The organism is Haloarcula halophila, assembly GCF_029278565.1.
GTDB lineage: Archaea > Halobacteriota > Halobacteria > Halobacteriales > Haloarculaceae > Haloarcula > Haloarcula halophila.
In genome coordinates this window covers 2,948,826-2,966,291 of sequence record NZ_CP119559.1, presented here as the reverse complement: position 1 = coordinate 2,966,291, position 17,466 = coordinate 2,948,826, and the positions used below count along the sequence as shown (strand labels likewise).

21 protein-coding genes are annotated in these 17,466 nt (G+C 66.4%); 13 read left to right on the top strand and 8 right to left on the bottom strand.

The window, feature by feature from the left end; genetic code table 11:
• Nucleotides 1-7 precede the first annotated feature (7 nt).
• The 6 genes from aroE (at nt 8) to P0204_RS15615 (ending at nt 4,772) form a co-directional block, all read left to right on the top strand.
• Entirely contained in the window at nt 8-829 is an 822-nt protein-coding gene (gene aroE, locus P0204_RS15640) for a shikimate dehydrogenase (protein WP_276220673.1), read from the top strand.
• A 24-nt stretch (nt 830-853) separates the two neighbouring features.
• Nucleotides 854-1,291 carry a helix-hairpin-helix domain-containing protein gene (locus P0204_RS15635; RefSeq protein WP_276220671.1) on the top strand — a complete coding sequence of 146 codons (438 nt, stop codon included), beginning with the start codon at nt 854-856 and terminating at the stop codon, nt 1,289-1,291.
• A 48-nt stretch (nt 1,292-1,339) separates the two neighbouring features.
• Nucleotides 1,340-2,812: an aminodeoxychorismate synthase, component I gene (gene pabB, locus P0204_RS15630; RefSeq protein WP_276220669.1), complete on the top strand. Its 1,473-nt coding sequence runs from the start codon at nt 1,340-1,342 to the stop codon at nt 2,810-2,812.
• A complete protein-coding gene (locus P0204_RS15625; protein WP_276220667.1) occupies nt 2,809-3,426 on the top strand; it encodes an anthranilate synthase component II in 618 nt (205 codons plus the stop codon). Before pabB ends, P0204_RS15625 begins: the two co-directional genes overlap by 4 nt.
• Complete coding sequence (locus P0204_RS15620; RefSeq protein WP_276220666.1) at nt 3,411-4,283, top strand: aminotransferase class IV; 873 nt, start codon at nt 3,411-3,413, stop codon at nt 4,281-4,283. The genes P0204_RS15625 and P0204_RS15620 overlap by 16 nt, the downstream gene beginning before the upstream one ends.
• Before the next feature lie 72 nt (nt 4,284-4,355).
• Nucleotides 4,356-4,772, top strand: coding sequence for a Rieske (2Fe-2S) protein (locus P0204_RS15615; RefSeq protein WP_276220664.1), 417 nt, complete (start codon nt 4,356-4,358; stop codon nt 4,770-4,772).
• Between the two features lie 21 nt (nt 4,773-4,793).
• On the opposite strand, the gene P0204_RS15610 is transcribed toward P0204_RS15615, so the two are convergent.
• Both P0204_RS15610 and P0204_RS15605 read right to left on the bottom strand, forming a co-directional pair.
• Nucleotides 4,794-5,084 (bottom strand): transcriptional regulator, encoded by a 291-nt coding sequence (locus tag P0204_RS15610; protein ID WP_276220663.1) that lies wholly within the window; start codon nt 5,082-5,084, stop codon nt 4,794-4,796.
• Nucleotides 5,085-5,172: 88 nt separating this feature from the next.
• A complete protein-coding gene (locus P0204_RS15605; protein WP_276220661.1) occupies nt 5,173-5,802 on the bottom strand; it encodes an FAD-dependent oxidoreductase in 630 nt (209 codons plus the stop codon).
• Nucleotides 5,803-5,946: 144 nt separating this feature from the next.
• Here P0204_RS15605 and P0204_RS15600 point away from each other — a divergent pair, with 144 nt between their 5' ends.
• From P0204_RS15600 to P0204_RS15585, 4 genes are all read left to right on the top strand, one after another.
• Nucleotides 5,947-7,722 carry a 2-oxoacid:acceptor oxidoreductase subunit alpha gene (locus P0204_RS15600; protein ID WP_276220659.1) on the top strand — a complete coding sequence of 592 codons (1,776 nt, stop codon included), beginning with the start codon at nt 5,947-5,949 and terminating at the stop codon, nt 7,720-7,722.
• Nucleotides 7,719-8,582 carry a 2-oxoacid:ferredoxin oxidoreductase subunit beta gene (locus P0204_RS15595; RefSeq protein WP_276220658.1) on the top strand — a complete coding sequence of 288 codons (864 nt, stop codon included), beginning with the start codon at nt 7,719-7,721 and terminating at the stop codon, nt 8,580-8,582. Before P0204_RS15600 ends, P0204_RS15595 begins: the two co-directional genes overlap by 4 nt.
• 38 nt (nt 8,583-8,620) lie before the next feature.
• Complete coding sequence (locus P0204_RS15590; RefSeq protein WP_276220657.1) at nt 8,621-8,809, top strand: hypothetical protein; 189 nt, start codon at nt 8,621-8,623, stop codon at nt 8,807-8,809.
• Between the two features lie 102 nt (nt 8,810-8,911).
• Nucleotides 8,912-10,282 (top strand): cryptochrome/photolyase family protein, encoded by a 1,371-nt coding sequence (locus P0204_RS15585; RefSeq protein WP_276220656.1) that lies wholly within the window; start codon nt 8,912-8,914, stop codon nt 10,280-10,282.
• Nucleotides 10,283-10,310: 28 nt separating this feature from the next.
• Here the strand turns inward: P0204_RS15585 and P0204_RS15580 are convergent, their stop codons facing one another.
• Entirely contained in the window at nt 10,311-11,477 is a 1,167-nt protein-coding gene (locus tag P0204_RS15580; protein ID WP_276220655.1) for a hypothetical protein, read from the bottom strand.
• Between the two features lie 125 nt (nt 11,478-11,602).
• Between P0204_RS15580 and P0204_RS15575 the strand changes: the two genes are divergently transcribed.
• Genes P0204_RS15575 through P0204_RS15565 form a run of 3 tightly spaced genes read left to right on the top strand, consistent with a single transcriptional unit; the run spans nt 11,603 to nt 14,125 of the window.
• Complete coding sequence (locus P0204_RS15575; protein ID WP_276220653.1) at nt 11,603-12,838, top strand: digeranylgeranylglycerophospholipid reductase; 1,236 nt, start codon at nt 11,603-11,605, stop codon at nt 12,836-12,838.
• Between the two features lie 48 nt (nt 12,839-12,886).
• The gene (locus P0204_RS15570; protein ID WP_276220652.1) at nt 12,887-13,603 is read left to right on the top strand and encodes an NAD(+)/NADH kinase; all 717 of its coding nucleotides are present in this window, start codon (nt 12,887-12,889) and stop codon (nt 13,601-13,603) included.
• Nucleotides 13,604-13,663: 60 nt separating this feature from the next.
• Entirely contained in the window at nt 13,664-14,125 is a 462-nt protein-coding gene (locus tag P0204_RS15565) for a DUF7313 family protein (protein ID WP_276220651.1), read from the top strand.
• A gap of 236 nt (nt 14,126-14,361) precedes the next feature.
• Here P0204_RS15565 and P0204_RS15560 read toward each other — a convergent pair whose 3' ends face one another.
• The 5 genes from P0204_RS15560 to P0204_RS15540 form a co-directional block, all read right to left on the bottom strand.
• Nucleotides 14,362-14,631 (bottom strand): DUF7314 family protein, encoded by a 270-nt coding sequence (locus tag P0204_RS15560; RefSeq protein ID WP_276220649.1) that lies wholly within the window; start codon nt 14,629-14,631, stop codon nt 14,362-14,364.
• Nucleotides 14,624-14,929 carry a DUF7315 family membrane protein gene (locus P0204_RS15555; protein ID WP_276220647.1) on the bottom strand — a complete coding sequence of 102 codons (306 nt, stop codon included), beginning with the start codon at nt 14,927-14,929 and terminating at the stop codon, nt 14,624-14,626. The genes P0204_RS15560 and P0204_RS15555 overlap by 8 nt, the downstream gene beginning before the upstream one ends.
• Nucleotides 14,930-15,014: 85 nt before the next feature.
• On the bottom strand, nt 15,015-15,791 hold the full coding sequence (locus P0204_RS15550) for a cytochrome b family protein (RefSeq protein ID WP_276220645.1): 777 nt from the start codon (nt 15,789-15,791) through the stop codon (nt 15,015-15,017).
• A 4-nt stretch (nt 15,792-15,795) separates the two neighbouring features.
• The gene (locus P0204_RS15545; RefSeq protein ID WP_276220644.1) at nt 15,796-16,599 is read right to left on the bottom strand and encodes a cytochrome b; all 804 of its coding nucleotides are present in this window, start codon (nt 16,597-16,599) and stop codon (nt 15,796-15,798) included.
• Nucleotides 16,600-16,601: 2 nt separating this feature from the next.
• Nucleotides 16,602-17,465, bottom strand: a complete 864-nt coding sequence (locus P0204_RS15540; RefSeq protein ID WP_276220643.1) for a ubiquinol-cytochrome c reductase iron-sulfur subunit — start codon at nt 17,463-17,465, stop codon at nt 16,602-16,604.
• Nucleotide 17,466: the final 1 nt, after the last annotated feature.

The following is a 17,466-nucleotide window of genomic DNA, read 5'->3' as shown; positions in this document are numbered from 1 at the left end:
ACAGCGTATGGACGTGTACGCGCTCATCGGGAACCCCGTCGGCCACTCGCTCTCCCCGCCGATGCACGAGGCGGGCTACGACGCGGTCGGGCTCGACGCGAAGTACGTCACTTTCGAACCAGCGACGGACGCCGGCGCGGCCGCCGTGGACGCCGCCGACACGCTCGGCGTCGACGGGATCAACGTCACCGCCCCGTTCAAACAGGACGTGCTCGGGGCCGTCGAACCGGCACCGCTCGCCGAGCGGATCGGTGCGGTCAACACCATCGACTTCACCGGCGAGACGCCGACCGGCCACAACACGGACGCCGTCGGGGCCGTCCGCGCGCTGCGACACCACGACGTAACTCTCGACGGGAGCGCGGTCGTCGTCGGCGCCGGCGGGGCCGGTCGCGCGGCCGCGTTCGGGCTGGCCGACGAAGGGATGACCGTCAGGATCGCCAACCGAACCGAAACCCGCGCGCACGACCTCGCCGATGCGGTCCCGGGCGCGAGCGGCCACGGACTCGACGGGCTGGCCGAGTTACTCGCCGACGCCGACGTGCTCGTCAACGCCACCAGCGTCGGGATGGACGAGGACGAGACGCCGGTGCCGGCCGGGGCACTCCACGGCGACCTCGCGGTGCTGGACGCCGTCTACTCGCCGATCGAGACGCGGCTCCTCCAAGACGCGGCCGCGGCCGGCGCCAGGACCGTCGACGGCGCCTGGATGCTACTGTATCAAGGTGTCGAGGCGTTCGAGATCTGGACGGATCGGGACGCACCCGTCAGCGCCATGAACGAGGCGTTGCGGGCGGGCCTGGGGTCGGACGCTCCAGCAAGAGATTAGTGTCGGGCTGTGATAGAGGACGGTATGGGTCTGCTCCAGAAACTGAAATCCGCCCTCGGACTCGACGGGACCGAGTCGGCCACGAGCGCCAGTGGGTCCGGCGACGTGGACGTGACCGTCGAGCGCGAACCCGCAACCGAGTCCGAAGACGCCGTCAAAGGGACCGAGACGATGGTGTCGAACACCGACGGAGACGACGAGGCCGAGACGGCCGCCGAGTCGGCCGAATCGGAGACGGCCACCGGGTCAGCCGACTCCGAACCCACAGCGGAGCCAGAAGGCTCCGACGACGGTGTGACAGCGATCAAAGGGATCGGCCCCGCCTACGCGGAGCGGCTCTCCGGGGTCGGCATCGAGACGGTCGGCGAGTTGGCAGTCGCCGACGCGGCCGACATCGCGGCGGAGACGGACCTCTCCGAGAGCCGCGTCTCGGGGTGGATCGAGCGCGCACGGGAGTACTGATCGGACGAACCGCAAGCGAATTAGTCGCGCCGCTGTTTTGCATCGATGATGCGAACGGTCGAAACTGACCGCGAGACGTTCGAGCGGGTCGCGAGCGACGCGCCCGCCGACGCTCGCGTGCCGGTCGAACTCCGGACTACCGTCGATGACCCGTTCACTGCCTACCGGCGTGCCCGTGAGGGGACCGGCGGCGTCTACCTGGCGACGACCGGCGGCCAGTCCGGCTGGGGGTACTTCGCGACGGCACCCGCCGACTTCCACGAGGTCGGCCCCGACACCGGCGGGAGCCTGGACGCGCTGGCGGCCGTCCTCGACGGCGAGACGCTGGCCCGTGGGCCGTGTGAAATCCCCTATCCCTGTGGAGCCGTCGGCTGGCTCTCCTACGACGTCGCTCGTGAACTGGAGGCCATTCCCGACTCCGCAGTCCCCGACCGCGCGTTGCCACGACTCCAACTCGCGACCTACGACCGGGTCGCCGCCTGGGAGGAGCCCCGCGGCGACGGGCCGGTCGAACTCCGGGTGACCGCCTGTCCGCGGCTGGACGACCATCCGGACGTCGGGGTAGCCTACGAGTTCGGCAAACAACACGCGCTGGAACTGGCCCGCCGGGCCGTCGAGGGCGATCCGTCGGTCGGCGACCCGCCGGTATCGACCGACGAGGCGCGCTTCGAGAGCGACTGCACCCGCGAGACCTTCGCCGACCGCGTGCGGACGGTCAAACAGTACGTTCGGGACGGCGACACCTTCCAGGCGAACGTCTCCCAGCGCCTGACCGCGCCGGCGGCCGTCCACCCGGTCGAAGCGTTCGACGCGCTCCGGACCGTGAACCCGGCACCGTACTCCGCACTCGTGGAGTTCCCCGGGATCGATCTGGTGAGTGCCAGCCCCGAACTGCTGTTGCACCGCGACGGCGAGCGACTGGTCACCGAACCCATCGCCGGGACCCGGCCCCGCGGGGAGACCTCCGACGCCGACGACGAGCTGGAGCGGGACCTGTTGGCCGACGAGAAAGAGCGCGCCGAACACGCGATGCTCGTCGACTTAGAGCGAAACGACCTGGGGAAAGTGAGCCAGTTCGGCTCGGTCGAGGTGACCGACTACCGCCGGGTCGACCGCTACTCGGAGGTGATGCACCTCGTCTCGCTCGTCGAGGGCCGACTACGCGAGCGGTCCTCGCTGCGGGACGCCGTCGCCGCGGTGTTCCCCGGCGGGACGATCACCGGCGCGCCCAAACCCCGGACGATGGCGATCATCGACGAGGTCGAGGGGACCCGGCGTGGCCCCTACACCGGCTCGATCGGCCTCTTTGGCTTCGACGGGCGGGCGACACTGAACATCGTCATCCGCACGCTGGTTCGCTACGGCGAGCAGTACCATCTCCGCGTTGGCGCGGGAATCGTCGCCGATTCGGACCCCGACAGCGAGTACGAGGAGACCCTGGACAAGGGTCGTGCCCTCGTGACCGCGGTCGACGAGGCGCTCGGAGCACGGGCCGACCTCTCCGTGGAGGGACGACGATGACGGGCGGGACGGCGCCGACGGTCCTAGTCGTCGACAACTACGACTCCTTCGCGTACAACCTCGTTCAGTACGTCGGCGAGGTCGTCCTCCGCCTGGGCGGCACCGAAGACGACGTCATCGTGCGGCGCAACGACGCCGTCGACGTCGACGACATTCGTGAGTTGGACCCGGACGGTATCGTCGTCTCGCCCGGCCCGGGAACTCCCCAGGAAGCGGGCGTCTCGATGCCGATCTTCGCCGACCTCTCGTATCCGACGCTGGGGGTCTGTCTGGGCCATCAGGCGCTGTGTGCCGCGGCGGGAGCACCCGTCGGCCACGCCGAGTCGGTCGTCCACGGCAAGTCCTCGGCGGTCACCCACGACGGCGAGGGCGTCTTCGAGGGGGTCCCCGACGGTGTCGAGGTCGGCCGCTACCACTCGCTGGCGGTCGACCGCGACGAGTTGCCGGCCGTCCTCGAAGAGACCGCGTACACCGACGACGAGGCCGGCATCGTGATGGGTGTGCGCCACCGCGAGCGGCCACACGTCGGCGTCCAGTTCCACCCGGAGAGTATCCTGACAGACCACGGCAAGACCATGATCGAGAACTTCTGTCTCACATGCAGTATCACGTAGACGGCCGGCTCGTCCCAGCCGAGGAGGCGACGGTATCGGTCCGCGACCGCGGGTTCATGTACGGCGACGCCGCCTTCGAGACGCTGCGGGTCTACGGCGGCGATCCCTTCCGGTGGGACGCCCACCGCGACCGCCTCCAGCGGACCGCCGAGACGCTGGGGTTCGGGGCGGCCGTTCCCGACGACCTCCGTGAGCGGGTCGACGAAACCCTGGCGGCCAACGACCTCCAGGAGGCGTACGTGAAGCTCTCGGTCACCCGCGGGGTCCAGCCCGGGAAGCTCACCCCCGACCCCGAGGTCGAGCCGACGGTCGTCGTCATCTGCTCGGAGCTCCCGACGGGTGGCCGCGACGGCGACCCGGTCTGGGACGGGCCGGCCGACCTCCAGACGGTCCGGACCCGCCGGATTCCCAGCGAATCGCTGCCCGCCGACGCGAAGACCCACAACTACCTCAACGGAATCCTCGCTCGCCTGGAACTCCAGCGTGCAGCGCCCGACGGCGACGCCGCCGACGAAGCGCTCGTCCGGGACATCGACGGGACCGTCGTCGAGGGCGCGACGAGTAACCTCTTTTTCGTAGCCGACGACGCGTTACGCACGCCCAGCACAGACCTGGACTTGCTCCCCGGGATCACGCGGGACGTCGTCGTCGAGTTGGCCCGCGAGGAGGGGTTCCCGGTCGAGGAGGGCGCGTACACGCTCGACGACGTTCGCGAGGCCGACGAGGCGTTCCTGACCAACTCGACGTGGGAACTCCGTCCGGTCGGGACCGTCGACGGGATCGACGTGGGGACCGGGCCGATGACGAAGCTCCTCCAACGCCTCTACGACGAGCGAATCGAGCGCGAACACTACTGAGCCGGGGGACTGGCGAGCGTGGCTCGGCGGACCGGGGCGTTGAAAACAGTGTCGCCCCTACGTCGGCCAACGATGGACGAGGACAGTCGTATCGCGGCAGTCGACGAGATCCCCGAAGACGGGAGTTTCCTGTTTACCGTCCGGGACGGCTTCGACACCGAGGAGGCGATCCTGGTCCGTCTCAGCGACGGTGTCGTGGCCTTCGAGAACTACTGCCCACACTGGCGGGACATCCGCCTCGACAAGGGCAGCGGCGCGCCCCGCCGTGACGGCGAACTGGTGTGTGAGAAACACGGTGCCACCTTCGAGTGTGACACCGGCCACTGTACGTACGGTCCGTGTGAGGGGGCCGTCTTGGAGGAGATCGACGTGACGACGGCCGACGGGTCGGTCTACCTGGCGGACGACCGCTACGAGTTCGAGAAGCGGGGGTCGTCCGGCGACCACGATCTGTCCTCCCGCGGCCGGATCGGGTTCTCCGGGCAGTGAGGTGGTCCGGTCGGGAACACGCTATCCGATCCGGTAGGCCGGTTCGGTGATACTCTCGCACTTGCACTCGGGACACCGACTGGGGCGGTTCGTCAGGTCGTCGAAGTCGCTGAACCCACACTCCTCGCATTCGGGCGGAGCGACGAGCAACTGCTCGTCGGTCGGCTCCAGCGATTTCGCGATGTGTTCGACGTGTGTGAGCGCGTCGCTGGTCTGTATCTCGAAGGTAGTCGCGATAGCGCCCGCGGCCATCGCTTCCTCGCGTAACCGATCAGCGATGCGCTGGCGCGTCGTTCGACTTGCCTCGCGCATGGACGGAGTTGGGACGATCGGGTTATAGGTTTTGTTGCGCTCCCGTGTATCCCGCTTCGATCGGCACGGGTGTCGTCGGACACACCGGTCAGCCGAAGTTCTCGACTTTCGCGTCGTCGGCGTCGACACCGGCCGCACCGAGTGCCGCCGTCGCCGCGTCGAGGAAGTCGGCGAAGCCGTAGATGAACACCTGTCCGCCGTCGGCGACGGCGTCGGCGACGGCCTCGGTCAGTTCCTCGTCGTCTCCCAGCAGGTGGACCACCGCACCGGCCTCCCGCAGGGCGTCGAGACGATCGACGTGGATCGGGTCGTCGTCCTGGTAGACGACAGCGGCCTCGTTGCCGTCCGCCAGTGCTCGTTCGGCGATCCCGACGGCCGGGCCGACGCCGGGGCCACCGGCGATGACGACCGCCCGGGACTCACCCTCGTAGTAGTCCGAGCCGAACGGTCCGGCCACCAACAGGTCGTCACCGGCAGCCAGCTCGGCGAGCCGTGGGGCGACCTCGCCGTCGGGATCGATGCCGACGGTCATCTCGAAGGTTCCCTCGACGTCCGGCGAGGAGATCGTATAGAAGCGCGACTCGTCCTCACCGGGGAGCGTGACCTTGACGAACTGGCCCGGTTGTGCGTCGAACTCGGCGGGCGTCTCGATGTCGATAGCGATGGCGTCGGGCCCGACCGACCGAACCGCTGTGACGGGCAGTGAACGTTCGTCCATATCGGCGAGGAAGGTCGGCCCCGACAAGGTGGTTTCGGTCGATTCTACCGGCAATCCCATCGATTGTTTCACATCCGAGTACCCTCGCGCGTGCGGGCGCACACAGAAGCCTTTTCTTCCCCCGCAGGCTACCCGTGCGGTAGTATGCCAGAGGACCTCAACTGGGCCATCGGCGGGGAAGCCGGCGATGGGATCGACTCTACCGGGAAGATCTTCGCGCAGGCGCTCTCCCGGGCCGGTCGACACGTCTTCACCTCAAAGGACTTCGCCTCCCGGATCCGCGGAGGCTACACCGCGTACAAAGTGCGGACCTCGGTCGACCGCGTAGAGAGCGTCGTCGACCGTCTCGACATCCTCATCGCGCTGACCGAGCGGACGATCCACGAGAACGAGGACGAGCTCCACGAGGACTCGGTCATCATCTACGACGGCGAACGCTCGACGATGCAAGACGTCGAGGTTCCCCACGGCGCCACTGCCCTTGAGGTCCCGCTCAAGCGGCTCGCCGAGGACGCCGGCGGTGCGATCATGCTCAACGTCGTCGCGCTGGGCGCGGCGTGTGAGGTGACGAGTTTCCCGATCGAGAACTTAGACGAGAGTCTCCAGAAACGCTTCGGCGACAAGGGCGAAGCGATCGTCGAGAACAACAAACAGGCCGCCCGGATGGGCCAGGAGTACGTCCAGGAGGAGTACGACCAGAGCTTCGACTACTCGATGGAGACCACCGACGCGGACTACGTCCTGCTCAACGGCGACGAGGCTATCGGGATGGGCGCGATCGCTGCCGGCTGTCGGTTCTACTCCGGCTATCCGATCACGCCCGCCACCGACGTCATGGAGTACATGACCGGCCGGGTCGATCAGTACGGCGGCAAGGTGGTCCAGGCGGAGGACGAACTCTCCGCGATCAACATGGCACTGGGCGCGGCCCGTGCCGGCGCTCGCGCGATGACCGCGACGTCCGGACCCGGTATCGACCTGATGACGGAGACGTTCGGGCTGGTCGCGACCAGCGAGACGCCGCTGGTCATCTGTGACGTGATGCGGTCCGGCCCCTCGACGGGGATGCCAACCAAGCAGGAACAGGGCGATCTGAACATGACGCTGTACGGCGGCCACGGCGAGATCCCCCGGTTCGTCGTCGCACCGACGACCGTCTCTGAGTGTTTCTGGAAGACCGTCGAGGCGTTCAACCTCGCCGAGAAGTACCAGACGCCGGTCTTCCTGGTCTCGGACCTGGCGATGGCCGTCACCGAACAGACGTTCTCCCCCGAGACGTTCGACATGGACGAGGTCGAGATCGACCGCGGGAAAGTCGTCGACGAGGACGAGATCGACGCTTGGCTCGACGAGCAGGGCCGCTTCCAGGCCCACTTCCCGGCCGCCGACGGCGTCTCGCCGCGCGCGTTCCCGGGGACGGCCGACGGCGCACACATGACCACCGGCCTCGAACACGACGAACTCGGGCGCCGGACCGAGGACACCGACGTGCGCATCGAACAGGTCGACAAGCGCCAGCGGAAAGTCGAGACCGCTCGCGAACAGGAGAACTTCGACTACCGCGAGTTCGGCGACCCCGACGCCGACACGCTGGTGCTCTCGTGGGGGTCGAACGAGGGGGCGATGCGTGAAGGGCTGGAACTGCTCGACGAGGAAGGGTACGACGTCCGGTTCGTCTCGGTGCCGTACATCTTCCCGCGGCCGGACCTGACCGACGAGGTCGCGGCCGCCGAGAAGGTCATCGTCGTCGAGTGTAACGCGACCGGGCAGTTCGCCGACATCGTCGAACACGACGTGTTAGAACGCGTCGAGCGAATCAACAAGTACAACGGCGTCCGGTTCAAAGCGGACGAACTCGCAACAGAGGTCAAGCAGACGATCGATTCAGACAGCGGTACACAGGAGGTTGAAGCAGAATGAGCTCAGACGTTCGATTCACAGATTTCAAGTCCGACAAGCAACCGACGTGGTGTCCCGGCTGTGGCGACTTCGGGACGATGAACGGCATGATGAAGGCCCTGGCCGAGACGGGCAACGATCCCGACAACACGTTCGTCGTCGCCGGGATCGGCTGTTCCGGGAAGATCGGGACCTACATGCACAGCTACGCCCTCCACGGCGTCCACGGCCGCGCCCTGCCGGTGGGCATCGGCGTGAAGATGGCCAACCCCAACCTGGAAGTGATGGTCGCCGGCGGCGACGGCGACGGCTACTCCATCGGTGCCGGCCACTTCATCCATGCCGTCCGCCGGAACGTCGACATGTCCTACGTCGTCATGGACAACCGCATCTACGGGCTGACGAAGGGTCAGGCCTCCCCGACCTCGCGTGAGGACTTCGAGACGGGGACGACTCCCGACGGACCGAAACAGCCCCCGGTCAACCCGAAGGCCCTGGCGCTGTCGGCCGGCGCGACGTTCATCGCACAGTCGTTCTCCTCGGACGCCCAGCGCCACGCCGAGATCATCCAGCAGGCCATCGAACACGACGGCTTCGGTTTCGTCAACGTCTACTCGCCGTGCGTGACGTTCAACGACGTCGACACCTACGACTACTTCCGGGACGCCATCGTGGACCTCGACGAGACGGACCACGACCCGAACAACCGCGACCAGGCCAAGGACAAGATCCTCGAATCCGACAAGGAGTACATGGGCGTGCTCTACCAGAACGAGGACTCCGTCCCCTTCGAACAGCGTGAGGGTATCGACTCCTCGATGGCCGAGATCCCCGACGGTGCTCCCGAGGGCGCGATGGACCTAGTGCGGGAGTTCTACTAGACTACCGTTTTCCGGTTCGGGTGCGCTTCGCGCACCGCGTGGCGGCTTCGCCGCCACGCTATTCGGTCGCGGCCGCCGGCCGCGACCCACTCACCGACAAAAAGGCCGGAATCTCGGCCTGTGGCCTCGATTCCGGGGTCCTGCGGGAGTACCGCAAGCAGGACGCGAAGGACGAGCGGCGCGGGTTCTGTGGACCGGCCCGCTTCGCTCGTCGGACGCTCGGCTAGCCGCTATCGGGACGCCTGTGAGACCACGAGTTGGCTGTGTCGACGACCCACACCCAACAGCGTTGGTGGCGGTGACTTACGTCGGGGAACCCTCGACCCTGCATGAACGTCTTCTGGCACCAGCGGGACCTCAGAGTCCCGGACAACCGCGGGCTCGCACTGGCCGCGAACGACGGGCCTGTCGTCCCCGTCTACGTCGTCGACACGGATGTCCTGAAGAAGGTCGGGAAGCGCCAGCGAGCGTTCTTCTTGCAGGGCGTACAGGCGTTGAAGCGGGCCTACCGGGAGCGGGGAAGCGACCTGCTCGTGCGATCAGGCGATCCCCCCGACGTTCTCTCTGAGGTTGTTACGGAGTACGACGCCGACCGGGTGGTCTACAACGAACACTACCGCCCGGCCCGACGGAACCGACAGCGCCGCGTCGACGGGGCGGTGCCCGCTAAGTCCGTGACCGACCTCCTGTTGGTCGACCCCGAACGGCTGGCCCCCCGCTACGGGAACCACAGCCGGTTCTACGACGACTGGCAGGCCGAGCACAAACTGCCTCCGGCCGAGGCCCCGACGGAGGCCGAACTCGCCGACTGCTCCGACGGGACGACTGTCCCCGACCTCACAGCGGACATCGAGTTGCCGACCGCGGGGTACGAGGCCGCACGCGAACGGTACGACCAGTTCCTCGACGACGGCATCGAGACGTACAACGACACCCGCGACGACATGACGGCCGCCGTCGAGCGCCCGGTCGGTGCCGTCTCGCGACTGTCGCCGTACCTCGCGGCGGGGATGATCGGGATTCGGGAGGTCTGGCGTGACGCCAGCGACCGAAAGGCCGCGGTCACCGGCAGCGCACAGCGCAACGTCCAGAAGTACCGGTACGAACTCTCCTGGCGCGAGCAGAACTACCACCTGCTGTACTACAACCCCGACCTGCTGTCGGCGAACTACAAGTCCTTCCCCAACGAGATCGCCTGGGAGGACGACCCCGACCACCTCGACGCCTGGAAGCGCGGCGAGACGGGCTATCCGCTGGTCGACGCCGGGATGCGACAGCTAAACGAGGAGGGGTACGTCCATAACCGGCCCCGGCAGAACGTCGCCTCGTTCCTGACGAAACACCTCCTGACCGACTGGCGAGAGGGGCTTCGGTACTTCACGAAGCAACTGATCGACCACGATCCGGCGACCAACGCCGGCAACTGGCAGTGGATCGCCTCGACGGGCACCGACTCCGTCGACGTCCGCATCTTCGATCCGGTCGCACAGATGAGCAAGTACGACGACGCGGCGACCTACGTCACCGAGTACGTCCCCGAGTTGCGGGACGTGCCGGCGGCGAAGATCGTCGACTGGCCGACCCTCTCCGAGGGTGAGCGCGAGCGGCTGGCACCGGAGTACCCGCACCCGATCGTCGACCGAAACGCAGCCTACGACCGCGCACAGCGGGTGTTCGAGGAAGCGCTCGGGAAGGGATAGCTGCGAGACCCGCGGGCTGCCGTCCCGCTCAGAGCGAACCGGGCAACACGTCGGGGTCGCCCGAGCGATAGATGTACTCGGCGGCGATCCCCGTCAGCGGCGAGTCCGCGTCCGTGGCGTGCTCCCCGGCCAGGTCGAGGTACTGCTCGGTGATATCGAGGACGTGCCGGTAGCCCGCCTCCGCGTCGGGCGCGAGCAGGTACTCCGCGGTCACCGGCGTCAACTGTCCCTCCCGGCGGTCGTCGTCGTAGTCGTCGACGTCGTCGAGCCAGATCTGTGCGCCGATGATCGCCAACACGATCGACTTCGCGAACGCCGGCTCGATGTCCAGCCCCGCGAGCCGATAGAGGTCGAGCATCCCGTCGTAGAGGACACCCACGCGGGCGTACTGGGTCTTGCTGTAGGGGAGCGCTTTCTCCCGATCGGCGAACGTCGGCGGGTCTTCCTCGTAGTCGGCGAACTTGTACTCCGAGCGGATCGCCGAGATTGCGTCCTCGTCGCCGGCTTCGGCGTCGGTCATCAGGTCCCGGAAGTAGTCGTCGCGGTCCTGGTGAGCCTCGCTGTAGTCGACGGCCCACTGGTAAGCCTCTTCGACCACCGGCGGCATCGACTCCAGCAAGCCGTCGAGATGGGACTGCAGGGCACCCTGGGCCGTCTCGGCGACGCGGCGCAGGTCGTCCTCGTCGGCGTCGAAGTCGACCTCGAAGTCCTCGAACTCGTCGTCGTTGATCGCGTCCCGCATGTCCCCGTCGATCAGCGCCTCGATGGAGAGGCGGGTCATCTGCTCGGCGCGGACGACCATCTCCCTGGGCGAGAGGGGCTGTGCCGGGCCGTGCTCTAGCGCTGCCTCGTCTACGTCGGGGACGCCGTCGGCGATACTGTCGGTCACGGGGTCGCCCGGTGCCTGCCGACGGGCGCTCCGGTAGACGTACCCCAGCGTCAACTGTGCGGGCAGGATGAGCTTCGTGTCGTAGTCGAACGAGACGGGATGCCCGAACTCCTCGGCCAGTGCCTCCTCGAGACGGGCGTTCACGTCGGCGACCATGGCTTCGGTCCGGTCGTCGACCTCGGACTTCAGCGAGAGGCTGCCGTAGTCGAAGATCCCGGTATCGGCGTAGTACCCCAGTACCGCACGGAGGGCAGTCGGGAGGCGGCGGCGATCCGCGAGCGCGCCGGCCACAGAAGTACGTATCATGATTCGTCTCCCCGCGTTGGCCAGTCGTGTGGCTGGTGGCGTCTTTACCCTTTCGAGAACGCCCGGACCCACAGTATCTCGGTGGATTCAGCAAGGTTGATTACCGCGAGGTGTAACCACCGGTTATGAGCGAGCGCTTTGACGTGGTGATCGCGGGGGCAGGGCCTGCGGGGGCACAGTGTGCCCGGGACCTGGCGCAGCGAGAGTACGACGTGCTGGTTCTGGAGACGGAATCCGAAGACGAGTTCCCACGTCAGAGCAACAAGTCCACAGCCGGAACGTTCCCTTCGGCGATGACGGCGTTCAACATTCCGGACGACGTCGTGATGAACTACACGGACGACGTCGTCCTGGAGTCACCGAACGACCACTACGTCCGCACACAGACCGGCGCCGTACTGGAGTTCGCCGACTTCAAGCGGTGGCTGGTCGCGGAAGGCCGCGAACACGGGGCGACCTACCGGTTCGATTCACGCGTCTCGGCGCCGATCATGGAAGGCGGGGAAATCGCCGGTGTACGATACGCCGGCGACGAGGAGGTGTACGCGGATATCGTCGTCGACGCGACGGGACCGGCAGCGCCGCTTGCCAAGAAACTCGGCGTCTGTGATCTCGAGCGGGACCACCAGGCCATCGGCATCGAGTACGAGTTCGAGAACATCCAGGTCGATCACCCCCAACACGCCGATCTGACCGACTCGATGATGTTGCGCCTCGATCACGACCTGGCACCGGGTGGCTACTCCTGGATCTTCCACACCGGCGCGGACACCGCCAAGGTCGGCCTCTGTTACATCCAGAACGAGGCCCACCGCGAGAACGCCCGCGACGGGTGGGCCATCGACGACTACCTGGAGTACTGGCTCGATACCGATCCCCGTTTCGAGGACGCAACGCGCATCGAGGGGACCCAGGCCCACCGCGGATCGGCCCACATCCAGCCGCCGTCGTCGGTGAGTACGGACAACTTCATGGCCATCGGCGACACCGTCCCGACGATCGATCCGCTGTGGGGCGAAGGCATCCACAAGGGGATGAAATCCGCCCGGGCGGCGGCGGCGACCGCCGACGCGGCGTTGACACCGAACACGCCCGATACGTCGGCGGATTCACTGGCCGTCTACGACCGCCTCTGGCACAGCGACGTGGCCCCGAATCAGCGGAAACGCCTGCTGATGACGGAGTTGCTGTATCTGGCGCCCAACGATCGATACGACCAGTTGATGCGTGACCTCCACAGGAACGACTCGGACACGCTGACGGAGGTCAACAACGGGAACTTCCGGGCGATGACGAAGCTGTTTCACCTCTCGGACGTGCCGCTGCTGTGGGAGTACGCTCAGCAGAAGCTCCCGGTCTGAGCACACGAGGGCGGCAGGCTTTTTTTCCGGCTGACCGAACAGCCGGTGATGAGCACCCGTTCCGTCGGCGTTGTCGGTGACGAGTCCGTCGCCGAACTGCTCAGAGACGACGATTGGACAGTCGAGTGTCGGACCGACGGGTCGGTCCCCGGGACCGATTTCGTCCTCGCTGTCGGCCAACGGGCGTTCGCGTCGGTCGCCCGGGCGGTCACCGACTCCGTGGTTCTCCCGATCGACGCCGGACGTGGTGTACGGAGTGTCCCGCGGGACTCGGTCCGGAAAGCGGTGGGTTCCCTGGCGGACGCCAGGACCGAGCGACACCACACGCTGTCTGTCGTTCGCGGCGACGAGCGCGTCGGCGAGGCCGTCTGGGACGTGACACTCGTCACCGAAGACGCGGCGCGTATCTCCGAGTTCGGCGTCGAGACCCCGACGGATACGATCGACGCGTTCCGTGCGGACGGAACCGTCGTCGCGACCACCGCCGGCTCGTCGGGATACGCGCGACGGGCCGGCGCCCCGGTCCTCTCCCCGTCGCCCATCGTCGCCGTCGCTCCGATCGCACCGTTTGCGACGAACCCCGACCACTGGGTCGTCCCGATCGAGGAACTGACGCTGACGGTCGAACGGGACGAAGCCACCGTCACGCTGTTGATCGACGACACGCCGACCGGAACTGTCGACAGAGGGGAACCCGTGACACTGTCACCAGCCGGGACCGTTCGGGTCGCCGTCGTCGACGAGAGCCGCCCGCGGTTCACCTGAGTCCGGTCTCGCCGGCGCCGAGTGGAAAGACACTAATGGGATTCGGACTGAGAATCACGTATGCAGCCATCCGTCACGCTCTTCGGGCCACTCGACACCATCATGGGGAGTACAGCCCCCGGTGGCGTGCTCGTGATCGAGTACGTTATCATGGGACTGGTGATCGCAAACCTCGTGACGCGGCAACTGGCCCACAGACGACACACCAAGCAGTACGAGGACGGCGGCGCGGACGCGCTCGGCCGCCATCCCGCCCACACCGCGAGCAACGTCATCCTCATCCTCACCTCGTTTTACTACATGACCCTGGCACACCACGGTGGGATGGTCATGTCGATGCTCGTCCTCGGTGCGATCATCACCGACTTCTTCGAGTTCGAGGCACGGAGAGTCGAAGCACGCCGGGATATGCCGCTCGAACGGCCGAAAGGATCGATCTTCGCGGCGATGCTCGTCCTGCTGTACGCCAGCTACCAGAGCCTGTTCTGGGTTATCGCCGGCCCCTGGGACTCCGTCGTCTGAGCACGAACGCGGTTTTTCTCGCACTTTCGCCGCCGAGCGATAGGCTCGGCGGCTTGTACCCGAAACTGTAACACGTCGACGTACAGACGCCGCCGCCGGTGGCAGAGAACGGTACGTGGTGTGCTCACGACGGTTCCCCAAATGAGGCTCGCGTCGTCCCGCCGCTTTTCGGTATCGAAGAGCGAAACTGGCCTGTGGCCGGAGACGGATCGATTCGGAAAAAGTTGTGACGGCGATCAGGCCGATCGTTCGTCGAGATACTCGCGGAGTTCGTCGAAGGCAGGGATGAGAACCCAGAAAGTGAGCGCCCCGAGGATCGCGAACCAGAAGAACACGTCGCCCAACATGAGCGCCGCCTGGTCGAAGACGGTCGGGTTCTCCAGAGTGACCTCGCCGGTGAGCTGTGCCCCTTCGAAACTCGGCGTCCGGTACCAGCCCGCGACGGTCATCCAGCCGAGGCCGCCGGTCATGAGGATAGCGAAGCCCTTGATGAATTCGTCAGCCATTATCAGATGGTTCGGCAGCGTCGTCTTTAGACTTTCCCATCTCCTCGGTCCGAAAACGCGTCGAGAACGCGTAGACGACAGTCCCGGCGAGGATGAGGCCGATCCCGGCGATGGCGACCGGGGCGTCGATCTCGGAGACCGGTGCCGACGCCCTGTTGGTCGCGACGTCGACGAGGATGAACCCACCGACGACCGAGAGGATCGCAAACAGCGTCGAGAACACCGTGACCGTCTTGTAGACACGTACCGGGACGACGACGTCCCGTCGGCCGCTATCGCCGGACTGGTCGTTCGTCATCGATCTGTCTAGGGACGGGAGTTACTTTACTGCGGCGAGACGGGAGCGGCCGTCGGCGACCCGACGGAACCGAGCGAATCCGGAGTTACTTCGGCGGCCGCAACCGGTAGTACCGGCGGTTGAGGTCGAACATGTACCCCTCCCGCATCGTCTTCAACACCGCGTAGGTGATCGTCGCACTGACGAACGGGAGCAGGAACGTCAGGTCGAACAGCAGGTGCGAGTCGATCGGGAGCAGGTTCTTGATCGACAGCGCCGCGATGGTCAGGCTGAACACGACGCCGGACATACCGACGGCGGCCCAGAACGGCTGCTCGACCGGCCGACGTGCGGACCCCTTGTTGAGGAAGGGGACGATCGCGACGAACCCGACCACGGCGACGTTCGCCAGCACACCGTAGGTCCGGTCGGCCATGAGCTTCGACCCGCCGAGGATCGAGAGGTCGGGGTTCAGCGGCCCGAGTTTCAACAGCCCGAACGACCAGTAGAGATACCAGTCCGGCAGGATCGGCTGGGGCGTCACCCCGGAGTTCGCCGGGTTGGGCATCTCCGGCGGGAGCGCCGCCGAGACGAACAGGATCATCCCGACGAAGAAACTCGTCAGCGCGAGGTTGCGCATCATCTCGTGGGGCCAGGCCGGGAACGCGAGCACGTCACGCTCGACGTAGTCCGACTCCTGGCGCAGGTCCTGGTCCTCGCGTCGTGCCCGCTCGAAGTACTCGTAAGTCAGCCGAGAGAGCCCCTGGGTCCGGGTCTTCCGTTCGGACCACGTCGGGGTCTCGTCGTCCGGCGCGACGATGCCACCGCCCGAGCCGTCCGTGCGGACGTCCTCGGATTCCGTGTCTGTGTCGTTGTCGCTCATAGTATCAGTGTGGTTCCGCGATGCCTTGCATCCAGACGATGCCGATGTGGACGGCGATCACCGCAGTCGTGATGAACGGCAGGAAGAACACGTGCAGGATGTACATCCGTTGCAGTGTCGCCTGCGAGAGCGTGAACCCGCCGAACATCAGCTGTGCGACCCACTCGCCGATCAGCGGGATCGACAGCGACATCTCGACGCCGATCTGGCCGGCCCAGTAGGACAGCTGGCTCCACGGGAGCAGGTACCCGGTGTACCCGAACACCAGCGTCAGCGAGATCAGCACGATCCCGATGAGCCAGTTCAGCTCACGCGGTTCCTTGTACGCGCCCGTGAAGTAGACACGGAGCATGTGCAGGAACACGGCGGCGACCATCACCTGTGCGGCCCAGCGGTGGACCGACCGCAGGAAGTAGCCGAGGTTGAGCTGGCCCATGATGAGCATCACCGAGTCGTACGCCACCGTCGGCGAGCCGTCCGCGGCGGCGGCCGCCGGCGCGTAGTAGAACCCGAGCAACGCGCCCGAGATCGCCGCGACGATGTACGCGACCGTCGAGAACGACCCCAACGCGTACAACGGGTACCAGTACCAGAACTTGTTGTCGAGGTTGTACTGCTCGGTGTGGCTCTTGGGCATCTGCATGTTGACCTTGTAGTAGAGATCCTCCAGGATCTCCAGGTAGTCAACGACCCGGAGCCGTTTGTCGAGCCAGATGAGTGCGGTCAGATACACCGTCTCGATGGGCGAGAGGTCCCGCTTTTTCATCCAGCCTTTGTGGTCGTGTTCGTCTTTGCGTTCTAGACTCATGGTTACTCAGTCTGTGGGGGCCGTGGTAGCGCCACGAACGTCGTCTGAACCGGGCTGAACGGGTCGTAGACGGACTGGTGGCAGCCACAGTAGATCTGGTCTGCGGCACCGAAGTTCGCACTCCCCGCGTTCTTCTTGAACCCGGGCACGCAACAGAAGTGCGTACACTTGTTCAGCCACGCGATGAATCCCTGATCGGTAGCCGCCGAGATGAACGACTGGACGCTGCTCGGGAGCTCAGCGTACTCCCCCTCGCCGTTGGCCATCCGTTCGACCTCGACCGACCGGAGTATCTGGACCGGGATCGACGTCACGTCACCGTCAGAGCGCCAGGTCACACTGGCCGGTTTCCCGACGCCCGCGCGACCGATCCCGTTGCCCCACTCCTGGTAGTCCGAGAACATGTCGACGGTCAGCGCGGTACCGGCTTCGTACTCGCCCTGCCAGGAGAACGTCCCGGGGCTGTGCCGGAAGGCGTTGTCCTGGTCTGCCTGTGGGTAGATCCCTTCCGCGGTCTGCATCCCGCAGTACTGGAACCACGCCGAGGAGTAGTCGATCCCGCTGCCGCCGAAATCACGATTGATGGCGGCACCAGCGTCCTCATCGTATTCGGGCCAGACGCCGTTGATCTGGCCACCGTCGATCTCGATCGGAATGATCGGCATCCCACGTGGTGCGGGGCCGTCCGTGTTCTCGACTCCGACGAACTGTGTCGTCCCACCGCCTTCACCGGCCGCGTCCGTGGTCGCGTCGACGGCGGCGAGCCCACCAGCACCGACGCTGGAGAGGGCCGCGCTGCCGACGACGCCTTTCACGAACCGACGACGACCGGTTTCGGCGGGGTATTTGTCTTCGTCTAGTGGCATG

What these genes read in the sequence shown, in the direction of transcription:
- aroE (WP_276220673.1), top strand. Translation starts at nt 8, where the DNA reads ATGGACGTGTACGCGCTCATCGGGAACCCCGTCGGCCACTCGCTCTCC.
- P0204_RS15635 (WP_276220671.1), top strand. Translation starts at nt 854, where the DNA reads ATGGGTCTGCTCCAGAAACTGAAATCCGCCCTCGGACTCGACGGGACC.
- pabB (WP_276220669.1), top strand. Translation starts at nt 1,340, where the DNA reads ATGCGAACGGTCGAAACTGACCGCGAGACGTTCGAGCGGGTCGCGAGC.
- P0204_RS15625 (WP_276220667.1), top strand. Translation starts at nt 2,809, where the DNA reads ATGACGGGCGGGACGGCGCCGACGGTCCTAGTCGTCGACAACTACGAC.
- P0204_RS15620 (WP_276220666.1), top strand. Translation starts at nt 3,411, where the DNA reads ATGCAGTATCACGTAGACGGCCGGCTCGTCCCAGCCGAGGAGGCGACG.
- P0204_RS15615 (WP_276220664.1), top strand. Translation starts at nt 4,356, where the DNA reads ATGGACGAGGACAGTCGTATCGCGGCAGTCGACGAGATCCCCGAAGAC.
- P0204_RS15610 (WP_276220663.1), bottom strand. Translation starts at nt 5,084, where the DNA reads ATGCGCGAGGCAAGTCGAACGACGCGCCAGCGCATCGCTGATCGGTTA.
- P0204_RS15605 (WP_276220661.1), bottom strand. Translation starts at nt 5,802, where the DNA reads ATGGACGAACGTTCACTGCCCGTCACAGCGGTTCGGTCGGTCGGGCCC.
- P0204_RS15600 (WP_276220659.1), top strand. Translation starts at nt 5,947, where the DNA reads ATGCCAGAGGACCTCAACTGGGCCATCGGCGGGGAAGCCGGCGATGGG.
- P0204_RS15595 (WP_276220658.1), top strand. Translation starts at nt 7,719, where the DNA reads ATGAGCTCAGACGTTCGATTCACAGATTTCAAGTCCGACAAGCAACCG.
- P0204_RS15585 (WP_276220656.1), top strand. Translation starts at nt 8,912, where the DNA reads ATGAACGTCTTCTGGCACCAGCGGGACCTCAGAGTCCCGGACAACCGC.
- P0204_RS15580 (WP_276220655.1), bottom strand. Translation starts at nt 11,477, where the DNA reads ATGATACGTACTTCTGTGGCCGGCGCGCTCGCGGATCGCCGCCGCCTC.
- P0204_RS15575 (WP_276220653.1), top strand. Translation starts at nt 11,603, where the DNA reads ATGAGCGAGCGCTTTGACGTGGTGATCGCGGGGGCAGGGCCTGCGGGG.
- P0204_RS15570 (WP_276220652.1), top strand. Translation starts at nt 12,887, where the DNA reads ATGAGCACCCGTTCCGTCGGCGTTGTCGGTGACGAGTCCGTCGCCGAA.
- P0204_RS15565 (WP_276220651.1), top strand. Translation starts at nt 13,664, where the DNA reads ATGCAGCCATCCGTCACGCTCTTCGGGCCACTCGACACCATCATGGGG.
- P0204_RS15560 (WP_276220649.1), bottom strand. Translation starts at nt 14,631, where the DNA reads ATGGCTGACGAATTCATCAAGGGCTTCGCTATCCTCATGACCGGCGGC.
- P0204_RS15555 (WP_276220647.1), bottom strand. Translation starts at nt 14,929, where the DNA reads ATGACGAACGACCAGTCCGGCGATAGCGGCCGACGGGACGTCGTCGTC.
- P0204_RS15550 (WP_276220645.1), bottom strand. Translation starts at nt 15,791, where the DNA reads ATGAGCGACAACGACACAGACACGGAATCCGAGGACGTCCGCACGGAC.
- P0204_RS15545 (WP_276220644.1), bottom strand. Translation starts at nt 16,599, where the DNA reads ATGAGTCTAGAACGCAAAGACGAACACGACCACAAAGGCTGGATGAAA.
- P0204_RS15540 (WP_276220643.1), bottom strand. Translation starts at nt 17,465, where the DNA reads ATGCCACTAGACGAAGACAAATACCCCGCCGAAACCGGTCGTCGTCGG.